Genomic DNA, 18,289 nt, shown 5'->3' with positions numbered 1-18,289 from the left:
AGGTGGTGAGGGCATGATTAGATTTTCAAAATTGGTTCTTCCCGGTATTACAATGATTGCCGTTACCTATGGGTTTGCAAGGTTTAGCTACGGATTGTTGCTGCCAAATATCAGTCAAGACCTGGAAATGTCCTCATCGATGTCCGGAATCATCTCTTCGCTTTTCTATCTCGCCTATTGCTTTGCCATTGTTTACTCTACTGTTGTCTTAACAACCGATAAGGGACCACGTGTCATGATTCTTGCGGCCGGAGCCTCCGCCTTTATTGGATTATTAATCATGGGGGCATCGCCCAATGTGTGGACTTTAGCATTAGGAGTCTTGTTTGCCGGCGGAAGCACAGGTCTTGTGTCGCCGCCATACGGGGCAGCGATTTCTCTTTGGATTAAAGAAAAAAATCAAGGAAAAGCCAATACGTGGATTAATGCCGGCACAAGCATCGGTCTTGCTCTTTCAGGAGCAGGAGCGCTTATTCTAGCATCAGAATGGCGATTAACCTATGTTATCTATGCACTGATTGCGCTTCTTGCACTCATCTGGAATGCAAAGGTGATCCCTTCGCTCGGAACCAGGCCTCGTGTAACTTTTGAGCGGGGGGAGTTCTCTTTCAGGCTAGTGGAAGGTGCCGTACCTTTAATCATTTGCTCGACAACGCTTGGAATATCCACAGCGGCTTTTTGGACTTTTGCCATCGATTTTCTCGAATCGACGAACACCTATAGCGATTGGCAGCTCTCGTTGTTCTGGATTATTATCGGTATTTTTGGAATATTAGGCGGTTTCTCCGGTTCGCTCATTCAACGCTTCGGACTTCCGTGGGCGTATAAGTGGGGCAGCCTCATCATTGGAATGGCCTCTTTATTGCTTGCTTGGCTTCCGGAACAATGGGCTGCGTCTTACTTTTCGGCTTCTTTATTTGGAGTCTCCTATATCTTTATTACAGGAGTGTTGATGGTCTGGGGAATAAGGGTATTTATGACCAATGCTTCATTAGGGATCGGGACACCGTTTTTGCTTCTGGCTGTCGGGCAAGTCATAGGATCCATATTCGCGGGAATGTTTATTGATCTTGGCGGATTTACGCTTACATTCGCCATCTACGGTTTTATGGGTATTGTGGCCATGATGCTAGGACCGAAAGAGATTAAAAAATAGGAACTTCAATTGAAAAGGAGGTGGTACAAATTCAGGGGCAAAACAGATTGGATTGATCTTCTTGCTTCGGTTCATGTGCTGGCCTTGGTTCTTGATGACATAGGCTATGATGTAGAGATGACCATAGTGGAAGCGAGCCATATGTATACAGCCATCTCAAATGGGGATGCTGATGCCATGACGGGTGCATGGTTACCGAGAACGCACGGGACGTATTATGAACAAATAGAAGACGAAGTCGATGATTTAGGCCCGCATTTGGAAGGCGAAGCTGCCATCGGTTTCGTTGTGCCGGAATACATGGACATTGACTCCATTGAGGACTTGGAAGATTAGAAAGAGACCTCGGGGAAATGCCCTTTTCTCTGGGGTTTCTTATATTTCATAGAGTTTGAAGATAGGAAGAGAGATGTATGTATGATGTCAGCAAACAATGGAGTTATCACTTGTTTGACAAAAAATAATTGGGATTAAAAAAGAAACCTCTTCATGAAAACGTCAAAAAGAAAATAAGATTCATTGACAAAATAGCCAGCTTGTTGCTTTTTGCCCGATAATACATATATATTGAAATAAGCAGCGAATCGTTTCTCTGACTACTTTTATAGTGGAGAAAGGAGGATCCTTTTGGAACTTGATACAGTTTTGATCAGTAGGTTGCTAACGGGGTTAACCCTGACCTTCCATATTATATTTGCAACCATTGGTGTAGGGATCCCATTAATGATCTCCATCGCTGAGTTTATGGGCATTAAGAAGAGAGATCCAAGATATGTGCTTATGGCCAAGCGTTGGACGAGAGGCTTTATCATTACAGTAGCTATTGGTGTTGTGACAGGAACAGCTATCGGCTTACAGCTTTCGCTTGTATGGCCAAATTTTATGCAAGTGGCTGGTAATGTCATTGCGTTGCCATTGTTTATGGAAGTATTTGCTTTCTTTTTTGAAGCGATTTTTTTGGGAATGTATTTATACACTTGGGGAAGATTTAAAAACCCTTATCTGCACTGGTTGCTTTCGTTACCTATCGTGATTGGCGCAGGGATGTCTGCTGTGTTTATTACCACAGTGAACGGCTTCCTGAATCAACCGGAGGGATTTGTGCTAGAGGGAGGGCAATTTGCGGCAGTAAACCCTATGGAAGCGATGCTAAACACCGCAACGCCTTCCAAAGTATTTCATGTGCTTTCCTCTGCATATTTAACGGGAGCTGTTTTATTGGCAGCGATTGCGGCTTTTATGTTATTAAAGAAGAAAGCATCGGACTCCCAAAAAATTCAATCCGCTGATTATCATAAAAAAGCTCTAAAAATGCTCATGAGCATCGTTCTATTTTTCGGCGCGGTGAACGTTCTATCCGGAGACCTTTCTGCAAAATATTTGGGAGCAGATCAACCTGAGAAGCTTGCTGCTGCGGAGTGGCATTTTGAAACGGAAGAAAACGCGGATTTAAGATTATTTGGATGGCTCGATGAAAATCAAAACGTTCAAGGCGACATACGTATCCCCAGCTTTCTAAGCTTTCTGGCATTTGGGGATTTCGATGCGGAAGTGATCGGCCTGGAAGAATTTCCTGAATCGGAAACACCACCTCTGATCGTTCATTATTTGTTTGATCTAATGGTAATGATTGGTTTCATACTACCAGCTGTAAGTCTGTTGTATTTTATGTTCAATTTCAGGAAGAAGCGAAATGAGCATAACCGTTGGCTTCTCCGGCTCATTGTGCTTTGTGGACCTTTAGCGTTTCTTGCTATTGAATTAGGGTGGTACTTTGCTGAATTGGGGAGACAACCCTGGATTATTCGGGGCTTTATGACTGTAGAAGAAGCTGCTACTTCTTCACCCTATATTGGTCTTATGTTTTTACTGTTCCTTGCGCTTTACATTGTTCTTGGAACGTTATGTATCGTGGTCTTGCGGAAGCTGTTCCGTGGTAATCCAGCAGAACTTGAATTGGAAAAAGAAATAGGTGATCAATCATGAGCTATGAACTGATAGGTATAACCGTATTATGGCTCTTTCTGTATGGTTATTTAATCGTAGCTTCCATTGATTTTGGTGCCGGGTTTTTTGCGTATTACGCGAAAGTAACGAAGAAAGACCATATTATCAATCAATTAATCTCCAGGTATTTATCCCCTGTATGGGAAATTACGAACGTCTTTTTTGTGTTCTTTTTTGTTGGAATCGTAGGCTTTTTCCCAGATACCGCTTATTATTACGGAAGTGCGTTACTTGTTCCGGCGAGCTTGGCAATCGTCTTAATTGCTATTCGTGGATCATTCTACGCTTTTGAAAACTACGGATCGAAGGATAGCACCATTTATTTATTTTTATATGGAGCAACGGGATTGTTAATTCCGGCATCTCTCTCTGTAGCACTGACCATATCAGAGGGCGGCTTTATTGTGGAAGAAAACGGATGGGTTTCACTTGAATATTTTGCATTGTTCACAAGCCCATTATCGTGGAGCATTGTTGCACTTGCTTTAGTATCTGTCCTCTTTATTAGTGCTACCTTCTTAACTTTTTATGCCTCGCGAGCAAATGATCAACCCGCTTTGAAACTGGTACGCACTTACGCTATGTTTTGGAGTACACCTATGATTGTGGCGGCTTTAACGACATTTATTTTTCTCAGTCAGCATAATGAAAGACATTTTCATAACATGATGGATTTATGGTGGATGCTTGGACTCTCTGTTGGATTTTTCTTGTTATCGGTCTGGCTCCTTTATTCCGGAAAAAGATATGGACTTGCGTTTATGAGTGTTATGATGCAGTTCTTTTTTGCTTTTTTCGCATATGGGATCGGCCATTACCCGTATATTTTGGATCCATATATTACGATTCAAGATGGGGCAACTCATGAATCTATGGGCATTGCCCTGGTCATTGCCTTTATTGCGGGTTTATTCTTGCTTATTCCCTCTCTCGCCTTGGTATTTAAACTATTTCTTTTCGATGCAGATTATGTGAAGGGGAAAAAGTAAAAGCAACCTGAAAGGGATATGGTGAAATGAACCTTTTAAAAGAAAGCCTATCGCAGCAAAAAAAAAGCATAGCACTTTTGCTTGGGTTCGCTTTTTTGCTGGCAACTGCCATGATTAGCCAGGGCGCCATCATGGCAACCATTATTGATGGCGTGTTTCTGCGGGAAATTGCGTTTGCTAATATCTTTCCATTTCTGCTCCTATTACTTGGAGTCATCCTGATCCGTGTATATTCCATTTATGCTAGTGGGCGAACAGGAATAAAAATGGCTGCTCAGACAAAACAAGATTTCAGGGAACGATTATTGCAGAAGATGGCCGGTTCATCCCTCCATACATCTTTGGAAAGGCAATCGGGCGGAAAAGTCAGTATTCTCATGGATTCAGTAGATAATGTTGATCATTACTTTAGCCAGTATATCCCCCATTTGATGCGAACCACATTGATCCCTGTGATCATCCTCATTGTTGTCTTTACCCAGCATATAAACTCCGCACTGATCATGATGTTCACCGCGCCATTTATTCCGTTGTTTATGATGTTAGTGGGTCTTCAAACCAAGAGAAAGTCTGAGGAGCAGTTCACTCAGTTAGAAGCCTTTTCTGGAACTTTTCTTGATTCTTTACAAGGCTTGGTAACGTTAAAGTTGTTCGGCCGTTCAAAACAACAGCAAAATCGTATTGAAGAAAGCAGCATCGGTTTCAAAAATGCCACAATGGATATTCTAAAAGTTGCTTTTACAAATTCCTTTATGCTTGAAATTGTTATGATGTTAAGTATCGGTATTATTGCACTAGAGATCGCGCTGCAGCTCATCATTTATGAAAGTCTCACGTTTTTTACTGCCTTTTTTATTCTATTGCTCGTTCCCGATTTTTATTTGTCATTGAGAGACCTTGGGACGGCATTTCATAATGGGCGCGCAAGTATGGGGGCAGCAAAAAAAGTTGAGGAAGAACTTGCAAATACAAGAAACAATATTCAATGGGGAGACAAACAAATTCCGGGTGAAAAAATCCCTCCTCAAATTGAACTTTCTCATGTGAGTTTTCAGTATCAGCCAGAAGATTTTGCGCTTGAAAAGATTTCAGTAAAGATTTCCCCTTATGAACATGTAGCCATTGTGGGAAAAAGTGGATCGGGGAAAACAACATTATTAAATGTCCTTGCTGGGTTAATGAAGCCAATGCAAGGCACAATAACCATCGATGGTCATAACTTGTTTGAGTATCAAGAGCAAAGCTGGTATAAACACATCAGCTATATTACACAGCATCCTTACATTTTTTCAGGAAGTATTGGCGAAAATATTTCGATTGGTCTTACTGACCAAGTATCATCGGATGAAGTGATGTATGCAGCAAGACAGGCCGGCATTGCAGAAAAGATTAAAAGTCTTCATGATGGATATGAAACCATCGTTGGCGAAGGGGGACGAGGTCTTTCTGGAGGAGAGAAACAACGGCTATCCCTCGCCAGGGCATTTTTGAAGAAACCATCTATTATATTGTTTGATGAACCAACAGTGGGCCTCGATTTACAAACGGAAGATATATTGCAAGCCTCCATCCGCGAACTCGGAAAGAATGCGACGATGATAACGGTTGCCCATCGTTTGTATACAATACAAAATGTTGATCGCATTTTATTATTGGAAAACGGGAAGCTCATGGCTACTGGCTCCCATGAAATGTTGATGACCCAGTCGCCACTATATGCTGATATGGTTGATGCTCAATTAAGGAGGTTGGAGTGATGAAAGAGCTTGCTGCGGTCACAAAGACTGTCATTCAAGAAAAAAAAGACGTCCTCCTATCCATAATTGCGGGCTTTATAACCGGGATTGCAGGTGTTGGCCTCTTTGCCGCAAGTGGTTACTTGATATCACAAGCAGCTTTGGCACCACCGTTGTATGCATTAATCGTCCTCACATCAACCGTGAAAATGCTCGGTTTGGTTCGTGCATTAAGTCGTTACGCAGAAAGGTATTATTCTCATCGAGCGACTTTTTCCATCCTAAGCCGCTTAAGGGTCGCCTTTTATCAAAAGTTGGAACCTTTGGCGCCGGCGATTTTTCACCACTATCGAAGCGGGGATTTACTTGCCCGCATTGTAGGGGATGTCGAGCGGTTGCAGAACTACTTTTTACGTGTATTTTACCCACCTATTGTATTAGTGTTGGTCTTTCTTATGACCATTTTGTTTGTGGGGTATTTCTCGATACTGATTGCTTTTGTCTTTGTGCTTGGCTTGCTGTTGACAGCGTTTATTATCCCCGCATGGTTTACCGTCCGCCAAAAGCAACTTCAAAACAATGTAGGAGAAAAGCGTGCAACGTTATCGACGAAAGTCACGGAGTTCTTGCATGGTTTCAGGGATTTGAAGGTCTATCAGCAAGTTGATAGGAAAGAGAAGGAATTATTACAAGCCTCCAAGGACTTAATCCAAGAACAAGAAGCGGAGGGGCGTTATTTAACTGGCAACCAAGCGCTCAATACTTTAATGGCATTAGCCATTTCGGTGCTCGTGCTTGGAGTTGGCGCTTATTTGGTGTCTGAAGGACACATGGAAGGGGTATTCTTGGCGATGCTGGTGATGATCGCCTCTACCGTTTTTGAAGAAGCGGTCCCAATGGCATCTTTCCCTGCTTATTTGCGCGAAAGTACACAGGCAGCCGGCAGATTGTCAACGACCATACAAAGTGAAGCGGCATTCAATACTGAACATCAGCAATTTGAACTACCGCAAAATAAACCGATACACATTGATGTAAACAATGTCAATGTTCAATTTCAAGATGAACACTATCCAGCCGTCAACAATGTGAGTTTTAGCATCCCTCCAGGATCCAAAACAGCTATTGTTGGCGCAAGCGGATCAGGTAAATCAACACTAATGGCCCTAATGCTAAAACTGGTGAGTCTTCATCAAGGGGAAGTATCATTAAACGGGAGAAACGTTACCGAACTCAAAGAGCAAAGCATTTGGGAAGCCATTAATGTGGTCATGCAGGAGAATCATTTCTTTTATGGATCTGTTCAAGAAAATCTTTTATTAACGGATCCAGAGCGCACAGGGACAGAGATCAAATCCGCGTTACAAAAAGTAAACCTGGATAATCTTTCGTTGGATGATCACGTCTATGAACGTGGAGAAAATCTCTCTGATGGAGAGAAACAAAGGCTTGCCATTGCTCGCGTCTTGTTAAAAGATGGACGAATTTGGTTATTGGATGAACCTACCTCTTCAATCGATGCTCTAACAGAAAAAAAGATATTTCAGCATTTGTGGCATCAAGCCAAAGATGACACGGTCATATTAATCAGCCATCGTTTAACAGGATTGGAGAACATGGACCAAATCATAGTCATGGAAGAAGGTGGGGTCATTGAAAAAGGAACTTATGCCAATCTTATGTCCAATCGGGGATATTTTTATGAAATGAAACAATTAGAGCGAGAAGTGCTTGCAGTCCTTTAATACTGTACTTTCCTTGAGCTTTTTACATGAGGAATGGGTTATTCACGCTTTCACTTGGAGGTATAGTGTTATTCAGGATAAAACAGAATGCAAAAATCCCTCGTATTCTCCGGGGATGGCGTTAGCTGAAATTTTTCAGCCGATTCCATTCAATGCTGATCACTCATTCCTTTCAGCACAGCTCCATTGGGTCTCCCATAAATATCTATACGTTATATGTTTATCTACTTCACGTCCGGTTTAGTTCTTATCAGATTTTTAAAATCATGCTTCATTTCCGTTCATTAAGCAAAATCTGTTATGATAAAAAAACATTATAAAACGGATGATTCATTTAATGAGGAGGAACGGAAGATGCCGACCCATCCATCAAAGTATCAAAAAGCGTTACAAATCCAACGAGAAATTTCTGAAACATTGAACAAAAGTACCGATCTTCAGGAAATGTTGCAATTATCGTTGGAACGTTTGCTCGATTTAATGGAATTGGAAACCGGGTGGATTTTTTTAACGGAAGATGAGACATCTTATGAACTGATCTCTTCCCAACATCTTCCCCCTGCTTTGGAAAACAATCGGGAACAACTTATGTATTGTAATGAGGGTTACACAGATTGTGCTTGCTTGCAGCTTTATTGGGAGGGGTATATGAATCAGGCGGTCAATCATGTTAAGTGCGCTCGCCTTGAAGAAGCCACTGATAACGACATGGGTGAAACACGGGGGCTTACTCATCATGCCAGCATTCCGCTAACGATTCGTGGAAAGAAAATCGGCTTACTTAACTTAGCATCACCTGGGCGCCGCCGTTTTCATGAAGATGATCTCGTTCTTCTGGAAACCGTCGCTTACCAAATAGGGGCAGCAGTGGAGCGAACGCGTTTGCATTTACAACAGACAGAAGAAGAAGTCCATGCTATTGCGCATTACCTTGTGGATGCTTATGCCAATGCGGAAAAAATCAATCGGCAAATTGGCAACATTCTTAATCGTTCTGAATTGTTTCATAAATTCATGCAGGAGCTGCACGATCATTTGCCTGCTTGGACAAATGCCGCGATCATTACGATGGAACAAGGGAGATTAACCGCCCAATTCTGTTTAGATCATCACGGTCCAAAAGAAGTTTTTGATGTTGAACAAGCGATCAATCTTGACCAACCGGACATCGTTCGGCAAGCGTATATCCAACAACACATGATTCAAGGCCATGAACAACCGTTGCATTTTGTATCTTTAAAAGACCACGCACCCCTTTACTCTATTGCTCTCCCCTTGTTCATGCCTGAAAGACCCGAGGAAATGTTCGGTGTGTTATTGCTTAGTCGAAGCGCTGTATTATGTGGTCATCTGGAAATAGGGATGCTGGAAGTGCTTGCCAACCACCTTTCCATGGGCATCGAACGCCTTCGCCTACATCAAGAATGGGAAGCGTTGCTCGTTGATAAGGAACGAAATCGACTCGCCCGGGATTTACATGATTCAGTTAATCAAAAATTGTTTGCCCTTTCATTAACATCACGAGGACTTCAAGGGCTCATTGATGAGAAAGAGCATACGACCATGGAAGCTGTCCTGGAACTTCAACAACTTTCGAAAGAAGCATTGACGGACATGCGTGGCTTGATCTGGCAACGACGTCCCGGTCATCTCGATCAAGGACTTATATCTTCACTTACCGAATACGCGCAAAAAATTGGCGTAGAGCTATCCATCGAAGCTCCGGATGATTTAGATTTGAAGCAATCATGCCAAGAAGCATTATGGCGAATCGGGCAAGAAGCATTGAATAATATTCACAAACATGCCGGGACATCAAAAGCGACGATCATCATGCAATTGGATCCGTACGATTTTACGATGCGCGTGATGGATGAAGGTAACGGGGGTGCCATTGAGAAGCGACAATCCCTCGGGCTTAGGAGCATGAAAGAACGAGCCGAAGAACTTCAAGGTTTCTTCCACATGAATAGCAAAAAAGGAGAGGGCACGACCATTACGGTCCGTGTTCCTGTTCATAAATAAGGCAGGTGATATATTTTGAAAGTATTGCTCGTTGATGATCATCTCGTCGTATTAAAAGGTTTGCGTTTCTTTTTGCAAACCCGGCCTGAGATCGACATTGTTGGCGAAGCTCAGGATGGGGAAGAAGCATTGCAGAAAGTGGAGGAATTTCAGCCGGATATTGTGTTAATGGATGTGATCATGCCGAAGATGGATGGCATCGAGGCAACCAAACGCATAAAAGCGGATGATCCAAACGTGAAGGTAATCATTCTCACCAGTTCCTCCGATAAGGATCATGTCTTACCCGCGATTCGTGCAGGTGCCAGTGGCTATCAACTCAAAGATGTGGATCCAAGCCTTTTGGAGGAAGCAATGATTGCTGTCATGGGCGGAGAAACCAGTCTTCACCCGCAAGTATCGAACCAGTTAATGACCCATGTCGCTAAAGCAGATGAACACGATGGCCGTTTTCATGCTTTAACTCCAAGAGAACGCGATATCCTGAAACATATCACTTACGGGCAGAGCAACAGGGAAATGGCCGCTGAACTTCATATCACCGAAAAAACCGTGAAAACACACATGACGAGCATCCTTGGAAAAATGGAGGTGCAAGATCGCACGCAAGCAGCGATCCATGCGTTAAAGCACCGATGGTTTGAAACATAATGTACGACAATAGTCGTAGAAAAGGTCTTATCGATGATAAGGCCTTTTTTGTATGGAAAGTTTAGACAACCGACTGATTTTTCCGGAGAAGAGAAGTGGCATGATATACATGGAAGCATTAGACAGTATAAAAATTGGGAGGAAAAACGATGAAAACAGTAAACATTGGCATTATTTTAGGAAGTACACGTCCAGGACGTGTTAGTCCACAAGTAGGGCATTGGGTCAAGGAAGTCGCTGATCAACGAGGAGATGCAAACTATGAGATCGTAGATACTTCTGACTATAAACTTCCCTTGGAAGGCACGGGTCAAGAACCGGGATTCATCGCTTGGTCAGAGAAGCTCACTAGTTTAGATGGCTTTGTGTTTATTGTTCCGGAGTACAATCACAGCATTCCGGCTGTATTAAAACATGCCCTGGATTCCGCGCACGATGAGTGGAGCAATAAAGCAGCCGGAATCGTCAGTTACGGATCAACAGGTGGCGCCCGTGCAGCTGAACATTTACGCGGCATCTTAGGAGAATTGAAAGTTGCGGACGTCCGCAAACACCCAACATTATCGATATTCACTGATTTTGAGGATTTTACAGTATTTAAGCCGGCTGAATTACACATGAACAATGTTCATGTCATGTTGGATGAAACGATCGCGTGGAGCGGGGTACTAAAAACTTTACGATAACATTTGCTTTACAGCAAATGACAGACATTCGATTAGTGGTCTATTTCAGAAATTCTTTTCTGGTTCAAATTGCCGGGTTTGCAACAAGCGTAACATCGGACAATTTGGAGAACGAGAAAGTGTCTGGGAGCAAGCCGTCAAGGTTGAGAATTTAATGGAGGGGCGTCTCTGATTGTCCGTTGGCCGTTCAGACTATTAGTATAACCGATGCGTGAGGAGATAACGAGTCACGTTCTGCTCGGAAATACAAAGTAATCCCTTAAACGGGGTACGATTTGCCCCGAGGGGGACAAAAATTCATCTCAGATCAGGCGCGTTGATTATCCTAATTTATCTAACCGCGGCGCTTTGTTACACCCCATTAAAGATGTATACAATGGTAAATTTGCTTTTTTTGTTATTTTAGCGGATGAATTTGCCGTTCGGCACCCATTATCAATCCCCAAAACCCGAGCCTGAGGACTTATCTGGCTCCTGAGTCAATCTCGGAGTCCGCATATCTCGTTTCTGAGGACTCAATATAGGACACCTACGGATAGGTATTTTATGGTAAATCAACACGCCTGATCTCAGATGAATGATGTACCATTTTTCAGGACTTTTGAAACACGCCACTAGTACACACAAAAGGAAGGTGATGGGAGAGATGAGTGATATAAGTAGAAAGGATGAAGCCCCCAGAGCAACATGGCGCGAGTGGTGGGGGTTAGGAGTTTTGACGTTGGCGGTTTTCATGCTCTCTACAGATATGACCGTTCTGTTTCTGGCCATGCCTTCTATCGCGGCCGACTTAGCACCGGGTGCCACACAAATGCTTTGGATGATTCACATTGGTGAATTGCTGGCAGTAGGATTTGCGCTAACGATGGGACGTCTAGGCGATAGCATCGGGAGGAGACGTCTACTCGTCATTGGGATATCGGTATATGGATTAGCTTCTATTATTGCGGCATTTTCGACAGAAGCCTGGATGCTGATCGCGACCCGTGCCCTTCTTGGTGTGGCAACTGCAACAGTGATGCCGTCTACGATGTCATTATTGCGGAATATGTTTTTCGATCCGAAGCAATTTTCTGTGGCTATTGCCATTAATCTCAGCGCATTCTCTGCAGGTATGGCCTTAGGACCTCCAATGGGCGGCTTACTCTTGGATCATTTTTGGTGGGGAGCCGTATTTCTCATCAATGTTCCGGTTGCCATTGGATTGTTAGCAGCATCACCTATTCTTCCTGAGTTTCGCAATAAGGATTCAAAACGTATGGATGTTGTCAGTGTCCTGTTGTCTTCGTTGGCATTGGTAACATTGATTTTCGGTTTACAGGAAATGGCTAATGATGGTTTTAACATGCTCTACGCTGGATCTGTAGTGATTGGTATAGTGCTCGGAATTCTGTTCATTAAGCGACAGATGAATTCGGAAGACCCATTGTTGGATTTGCGCATGTTTCGAATTCCCGTCTTTCGTTTTTCATTGATTGCTGTAACGGTCGTAATATTCGTAATGACTGGGGCAGATATGCTTTTTGCCCAACATTTACAAGCCGTTGTTGGACTCACTCCGACAGAGGCAGGGCTCCTACTGATCATCCCTGCGATTTTGTCGATGGTCGGCACTTTAATCGCCCCGGTACTTACAAAGTGGTTGCGTCCGGCATACGCCATGGTGTCCGGCATTATCGTTGCAGCAGTCGGTTCATTACTGATTGTCTTAACGGTTCATGATGCGGGAGCACTGATCCTGGTTACCGGCGTATCACTTATTGGATTTGGTACAGGACCTGCGGTGACCATTGCCAGTGAACAAATTATCTCCATTGTTCCGCAAGAACGTGCCGGTACTGCTTCAGCGATGTCCGATGTCAGCAATGGACTTGGAGGTGTATTGAGCATTGCATTCATTGGGAGTCTTGGAATGCTGGCTTACCGTTGGTCACTAATGGATGCGATTCCTGTCGGAGTGCCATCAGAAATAGCACATTCGGCCATGGAAAACGTTGGTACTGCCGTTGCAGTATCAGATAGGTTCCCGGAAATGCTTCCAGCCATACAGTCTTCATTTACAGTTGCGCTTCAAGCTGTATATGGAATAGCCACCATCGGTTTGTTTGTCTTAATGATCATCATCGTATGGAAACTCAGACATGTAAGACAAGAAGGTACAGCATCTGCTGAAAAGAAGGAAATCGTGTAATAAGAGCATGTCAACTGTTCTCGCGCACATTGACTTGGAAGCGGATCAAATTTTTAGTAAGGAGACGAAAGGAGAGATGTTTTGTGAAAAGCAATTTTATATATGTAAATACTTGTTGTTAAATGCTAATCAAATTTTGACGAATGAACAAATATATATGAAAGTATGGAAAGAACCATTTTTTGAAAATGACAAAGTGTTGGCTGTGCACATTCGTTAAATCATCGCCAGATGGTTTCCAACATTGATGTGGCAAAATCCTATGTTGGCCTGTTATGCTAAGTGAGAGATCATTCAGGTACGCACAACGCGAAAGGAGATTGAAGTTTCATGATCGGTGCATACATCATACTGGCTTTATTCTTTATTGGGGTGACTATTATATTTTTTATCGGTGGTGAACGTACGTATCAAAGGAGAATTGACACACAATTGCGAGACATGACGCGAACAGGGAAAAAACCAAGGCGGAAAAGTAGCAGGTAGTGTTATTCGTGCGAGAAGACACTCACAATAATGCCTTATGAAGACCAAGGGGGACGTGTGTCCAAAAATATATCAAATCGTACATTCACTCGGAGCTATGAATAATTCGGGATCAAAGATTCCACCACAAAAGAAGACACATTGCCGTTAATACTGTACTCAAATCTTGCACGCCAATATCAAAAATATAAATTTTTACTCGATAAATCTTTCAGGAAAATCGCCATTTAATGTACTTCTCACAGCGATCGATTTTATCAAAACCATTGACATGCTATATGAAATTACGGTATGATTTTTATTGTTATTGATCATAGCGTTCCGTTAGCTCAGTTGGGAGAGCGCTACCTTGACAGGGTAGAGGTCGCTGGTTCGAGCCCAGCACGGGACACCATTTTAAACGCTTCTCCTACAAGGGATTGGGCGTTTTTTTGTTTTTTAGAATGTTTATTAAAACGGACAGATATGGGCATTACTTGGATGAAGCGGATCAAAAAATAGCGGATATGTTGGACGAGGATTATATATAATCGCCACCCTTTGAGGTAGCTGTTGAGTAAAAATAAAGTTGTTAAATTTAAAAAAGTCGTTTAAAATCAGAGGTGTCTGGGCGGGTTGTATACCCGCCCTTTAACTACACTACTTATTCGATTATCATGCCATGTTAAAGAACAAAAAATAAAGGAGCTTATATTCATGTTTAATTTATTTAAAAAAATGTTCCAGGATAATTCTTTAACTTCACAAGAAAAAGCAATAAAACGTATGAGATCGCAAAAACTAAACACCAAAACTGCTAATACAAAAAACATCGCAATAAAAAATACAGATAATAAACAACGTAGCAATAAAATTGAAAAATTAGATAAAGGTAAATTATCTCCCAAGGTCCCCACTATTGATGATCCAACCAAGAGGAAACTCAATGAAGCTTATAGACGTAGTGGCGATCCAGAAAACATGATTCGTGTAAATCAACCTAAACCAAAAGGAACATCTAAAAAAGTCATTGAGTTTGTACCTATTGCAGGTATACAAAAGCGAGAAAAAGATGCTTTAAAGTTTGCTACTAGCGAAAATATCTCTCTTGAACTAGAAAAGGAAGCAAATAACCCTTATGATAAAAACGCTGTCAAAGTTTATGGGAATTACACAATCAACGAAAATGAAAATACTATTTTTTTAGGGTATGTTCCTGGTAAATATACTGAGCAACTTTCCAGCTATAATACATTAAACGCAACAATTAAAACTATATACTTTCCAACTGAAAAAAAAGGTATTGGATTTAGAATGGACATATGGGGCGAAAGAAATAACAAAAAAACGATTGGAGAACAGTCTTATGATAAAAGCATAGATGTACCAGATGATTCCGCTGATAGAAATTTAGATGGTAAGAAATTGGAGAAGGAAGGATACATTGATAATGCAATTGAATTTTATGAAGCCAATGTTCAAGAAAACTTTGAAGGTAATTTTCCTTATGAGCGATTAGCTATTATTTATCGAAAAAGAAAACAATACCAAGAAGAAGTAAGAGTCTTAAAACAGGCTATATCATTATTTGAAAAACTGGAATTAAATTCACATCGTTCTGATGTATCCTCTAAACTAATGAAGTTTAAAGAGCGTTTGGATCGAGCGGAAGAACTAGCTAATAAGGATAGTAAATAAAAGCTGCTTTACACTTAAAGGGGAATTTTTAATCCGAATTCTACCAATCGGATCGCAATTGCGGAGGATTATTAGAATATAACACCCTGCATAAACTTGTCATCCGTTGTCATCCAGTTGTCAACCAAAATAGATATTTAACCCCATTAATCATCATAGAAAAACGAACAAAAAGCGTTGTACATACTGGTATGAAAGCATTTACATAATATCGTCTTTAATGATAATAATGTCTTTCTAGAATTGACAGGGTAGAGGTCGCTGGTTCGAGCCCAGCACGGGACACCATTTTAAACGCTTCTCCTACAAGGGATTGGGCGTTTTTTTGTTTTTTAGAGAAATTATAAATATCATCGAATTGGGGACTTCTTGGAGACTAATTTATGCGCATTGAGCACTAATTATTTACACATCTCCAATATCCTTTTATGTTGGTTGGAAAAGACGCAAAAACATGGTAAGCATATCACGGTAAGGATGAGGTCGTCGGCTCGAGTCCCACAGGGAAACACCAGTATAGAACGATCTCTTCCACATAAGGGTTTTTATTATGTCTTAGACTGATACAGTTTAAGACATTTTTCATTGATACAGCCAATTTAGGTCTGCGTACATGGGTATTTCCTTATGTTGCACCCTTCCCCTCCAATATATTGGAGATTCTCAAATCAGAAAGTATTCTATACGATAAATTTAATCATAAAAACAACATATTATTGTGATCCTGAAAAAGAAATAGAAATCTTGAAAAACCGTGGTTATAATGTTCAAGAATTCCCTTTTTTTCCAGGTAGACTAGGTGATTATTGGTCTAAAGAAGCTGAGAGGGGAATCGAAAATGCAACGTAAGTAAGTGATAGAGAAGATCATTAATAATTATAGAATACACATGCAAAAGCTTGGTGGAATGAATCCTGGAGGGATAAAAATTATGATTATGGCAACCATATAGAAAAAACAGGAGGGATGGGCCGTGTCGAAGACATATGTTTGTCCGCGTTGCCAAACGAATCGTTCGCGATTTCACATTATGGAGCAAGTGCCCAAAGCTGTAAAGATGGATCCGCAAAATGGGGAAGTGGTTCAAGAGTTCGAGCAGGAGCAGCTTGACCCGTTTCACATACCTTATAACGGACCGAATTATCGGATTCAGTGCGGAGCATGTGGGTTAAATGAAGATGAACGTTTGTTCATGCGTTTCTAATGTTTGCAATATACCGGCACAGGGTATTATAATGAAGACAGTCAAGGGGAGGTATTAGCATGGAACAAGAAACATTGAATGTTAAAGGTATGTCATGCGGCCATTGCGTATCAGCCGTTGAAGGAAACGTCGGGGAAATGAAAGGCGTCTCCGATGTGAAAGTGAACCTTGATCAAGGTACCGTACAGGTGACCTTTGATAAAAGCGATGTTACGCATGAAGCTATTGTCGATATTATCGAAGACCAGGGGTATGATGTTGAGTAAGCAACATGAATGACGAAAATAAGCTGTCGTTTGCCGGCAGCTTATTTTGCGTGATGTTCCAGTAGCGTATATTCAATTTTTTTAGGGGAGACAGTTTAGTGGAAATCATTGATTTAACAAAGACCATCTCCGATGGCATGCCGGTCTATCCGGGGGATCCGGCGGTGAATATTGGCGTTGCAACAACGGTGAAAGAACATGGTTATGAAGTCCGTACGTTACAGATGGGTTCTCATACCGGCACGCATGTGGATGCTTTTTCCCATATGCATGAACGGATGGCATCGTTGGATGAAATTCCGTTAACGCAATTTTGCGGAAGAGCGATGCGCGTGACGACAACGATGGATTTTCCCGCTTGTACCGGTTTGTTTTTTGCAGAAGGTGTCGGGATAGATGTACTGGAAAAAATTTTGACCGCTTCCCCGCCGTTTGTAGGAGGGCATCTGAGTGAGGAATTGGAGCGGCAATTGTTAAAAAGACAGATTGTCACCTATACAGATCTTGAAAAATTAGAGTCACTCCCAATCGGGGAAGCGTTTTCCTTTTTCGGCTTACCATTGAAAATTGAGAATGGGGATGGGTCCCCGGTGCGAGCCATTGCTATACTCGAGTAAGCATGGACGATGATGAAACCAACAAAGAAAAAATTGATTCAACCGGGGAAACGTACCTCCCGAAGAAGAAACAACACAATCCGAGGTGTAATTAAACAACTGATCTTTGGCGACGAAACGAAAGAACTGGGGTCTACGCGTCGCATTCTGGAACGCCTACCCGAGAAATATATGTCTTGGAAGCCACATGATAAATCAATAAAACTCGAAGGGCTGGCCACACATCTGATCAATCTGCTCAACTGTAAAATTGCGAATTTTCAGTACAATGAGTTCCATCTTGCAACCGTACCACAGAAGAGACAGGCATGTAGCTATTTATCTATTAAAAACGAAAATGATCCTCTGTGGGAAGATTTTATAGCACACATAGGGCCATACCACATTGCGCCCATTTTCCGTTGGATTGAGCAAGGCCATAACTTAAAGAAGCTTTAAAAGGCTTCTGCATTTTACCTCTATTTCTTCCCATAGTAATGCTTGTTTAGCCTGACCTAGTACACGGGTTCGTTTTTTCTCCCTTCTCATCCAAGAAATCATTTCATACTCGTTGATACCAGTGTTTTTAAATTCATCAGAAATATTCGTCCAAAATTCATACATGAACTCGAGTTTCGAAGACTCGGGCTCTATATTCTTCATTTGTTCTTTTACATGGCTCCACTGATCAAGAATAGACGAGGAGAGGAGTGATTCGCGGGGGGGTTGTCTGAAGGCATCCATGTCCTCCCCGGATTGATGCTTATTGAGGTTTTCTACAATCAAATCCCATACATCTGAATATCTCCATGTAACTGATCCACTTTCTTCTGCCAATAATTTTTCTTTTAATCGCTCACTGATAGTCATAACT

16 protein-coding genes, 1 tRNA gene and 1 pseudogene are annotated in these 18,289 nt (G+C 41.9%); 17 read left to right on the top strand and 1 reads right to left on the bottom strand.

All coding sequences use genetic code 11. The features are described 5' to 3' along the window. Positions 1 to 13: 13 nt before the first annotated feature. The 17 genes and pseudogenes from HUG20_RS12870 to HUG20_RS19180 all read left to right on the top strand — a co-directional run. Positions 14 to 1,156 carry an MFS transporter gene (locus HUG20_RS12870; protein WP_343073177.1) on the top strand — a complete coding sequence of 381 codons (1,143 nt, stop codon included), beginning with the start codon at positions 14 to 16 and terminating at the stop codon, positions 1,154 to 1,156. Positions 1,157 to 1,165: 9 nt separating this feature from the next. Next, entirely contained in the window at positions 1,166 to 1,492 is a 327-nt protein-coding gene (locus HUG20_RS12865; RefSeq protein WP_200085067.1) for a glycine betaine ABC transporter substrate-binding protein, read from the top strand. Between the two features lie 291 nt (positions 1,493 to 1,783). Further along, positions 1,784 to 3,142 carry a cytochrome ubiquinol oxidase subunit I gene (locus HUG20_RS12860; protein WP_200085066.1) on the top strand — a complete coding sequence of 453 codons (1,359 nt, stop codon included), beginning with the start codon at positions 1,784 to 1,786 and terminating at the stop codon, positions 3,140 to 3,142. Continuing rightward, positions 3,139 to 4,152 (top strand): cytochrome d ubiquinol oxidase subunit II, encoded by a 1,014-nt coding sequence (locus HUG20_RS12855; protein ID WP_200085065.1) that lies wholly within the window; start codon positions 3,139 to 3,141, stop codon positions 4,150 to 4,152. The genes HUG20_RS12860 and HUG20_RS12855 overlap by 4 nt, the downstream gene beginning before the upstream one ends. Positions 4,153 to 4,178: 26 nt before the next feature. After that, the gene (gene cydD / locus HUG20_RS12850) at positions 4,179 to 5,909 is read left to right on the top strand and encodes a thiol reductant ABC exporter subunit CydD (RefSeq protein WP_200085064.1); all 1,731 of its coding nucleotides are present in this window, start codon (positions 4,179 to 4,181) and stop codon (positions 5,907 to 5,909) included. Further along, on the top strand, positions 5,909 to 7,633 hold the full coding sequence (cydC, locus tag HUG20_RS12845; protein WP_200085063.1) for a thiol reductant ABC exporter subunit CydC: 1,725 nt from the start codon (positions 5,909 to 5,911) through the stop codon (positions 7,631 to 7,633). The genes cydD and cydC overlap by 1 nt, the downstream gene beginning before the upstream one ends. A 354-nt stretch (positions 7,634 to 7,987) precedes the next feature. Beyond that, the gene (locus HUG20_RS12840; protein ID WP_200085062.1) at positions 7,988 to 9,658 is read left to right on the top strand and encodes a GAF domain-containing sensor histidine kinase; all 1,671 of its coding nucleotides are present in this window, start codon (positions 7,988 to 7,990) and stop codon (positions 9,656 to 9,658) included. A gap of 12 nt (positions 9,659 to 9,670) precedes the next feature. Further along, complete coding sequence (locus HUG20_RS12835; RefSeq protein ID WP_200090508.1) at positions 9,671 to 10,309, top strand: response regulator; 639 nt, start codon at positions 9,671 to 9,673, stop codon at positions 10,307 to 10,309. 149 nt (positions 10,310 to 10,458) lie between these two features. Then, positions 10,459 to 10,995 (top strand): NADPH-dependent FMN reductase, encoded by a 537-nt coding sequence (locus HUG20_RS12830; protein WP_200085061.1) that lies wholly within the window; start codon positions 10,459 to 10,461, stop codon positions 10,993 to 10,995. 646 nt (positions 10,996 to 11,641) lie between these two features. Beyond that, a complete protein-coding gene (locus HUG20_RS12825) occupies positions 11,642 to 13,186 on the top strand; it encodes an MFS transporter (RefSeq protein WP_200085060.1) in 1,545 nt (514 codons plus the stop codon). 7 nt (positions 13,187 to 13,193) lie between these two features. Next, positions 13,194 to 13,406, top strand: coding sequence for a winged helix-turn-helix domain-containing protein (locus HUG20_RS12820; RefSeq protein ID WP_200085059.1), 213 nt, complete (start codon positions 13,194 to 13,196; stop codon positions 13,404 to 13,406). A gap of 584 nt (positions 13,407 to 13,990) precedes the next feature. After that, positions 13,991 to 14,066, top strand: a tRNA-Val gene (locus HUG20_RS12815). A 302-nt stretch (positions 14,067 to 14,368) separates the two neighbouring features. Beyond that, the gene (locus HUG20_RS12810; protein WP_200085058.1) at positions 14,369 to 15,349 is read left to right on the top strand and encodes an HIRAN domain-containing protein; all 981 of its coding nucleotides are present in this window, start codon (positions 14,369 to 14,371) and stop codon (positions 15,347 to 15,349) included. A 973-nt stretch (positions 15,350 to 16,322) separates the two neighbouring features. Beyond that, positions 16,323 to 16,553 (top strand): DNA alkylation repair protein, encoded by a 231-nt coding sequence (locus tag HUG20_RS12805; RefSeq protein ID WP_200085057.1) that lies wholly within the window; start codon positions 16,323 to 16,325, stop codon positions 16,551 to 16,553. A 59-nt stretch (positions 16,554 to 16,612) separates the two neighbouring features. Beyond that, positions 16,613 to 16,819, top strand: coding sequence for a copper chaperone CopZ (gene copZ, locus HUG20_RS12800; RefSeq protein ID WP_200085056.1), 207 nt, complete (start codon positions 16,613 to 16,615; stop codon positions 16,817 to 16,819). A gap of 98 nt (positions 16,820 to 16,917) precedes the next feature. Beyond that, positions 16,918 to 17,436, top strand: a complete 519-nt coding sequence (locus tag HUG20_RS12795) for a cyclase family protein (RefSeq protein WP_246476403.1) — start codon at positions 16,918 to 16,920, stop codon at positions 17,434 to 17,436. A gap of 78 nt (positions 17,437 to 17,514) precedes the next feature. Then, a pseudogene (locus HUG20_RS19180) lies at positions 17,515 to 17,745 on the top strand (DinB family protein); the annotation flags it as partial. 114 nt (positions 17,746 to 17,859) lie between these two features. Here HUG20_RS19180 and HUG20_RS12785 read toward each other — a convergent pair. Further along, the gene (locus HUG20_RS12785) at positions 17,860 to 18,285 is read right to left on the bottom strand and encodes a hypothetical protein (protein WP_200085054.1); all 426 of its coding nucleotides are present in this window, start codon (positions 18,283 to 18,285) and stop codon (positions 17,860 to 17,862) included. Positions 18,286 to 18,289: the final 4 nt, after the last annotated feature.

It is taken from the genome of Salicibibacter cibi, from assembly GCF_016495865.1.
Classification (GTDB): domain Bacteria; phylum Bacillota; class Bacilli; order Bacillales; family Marinococcaceae; genus Salicibibacter; species Salicibibacter cibi.
This window is presented reverse-complemented; position numbering and strand designations above follow the sequence as displayed.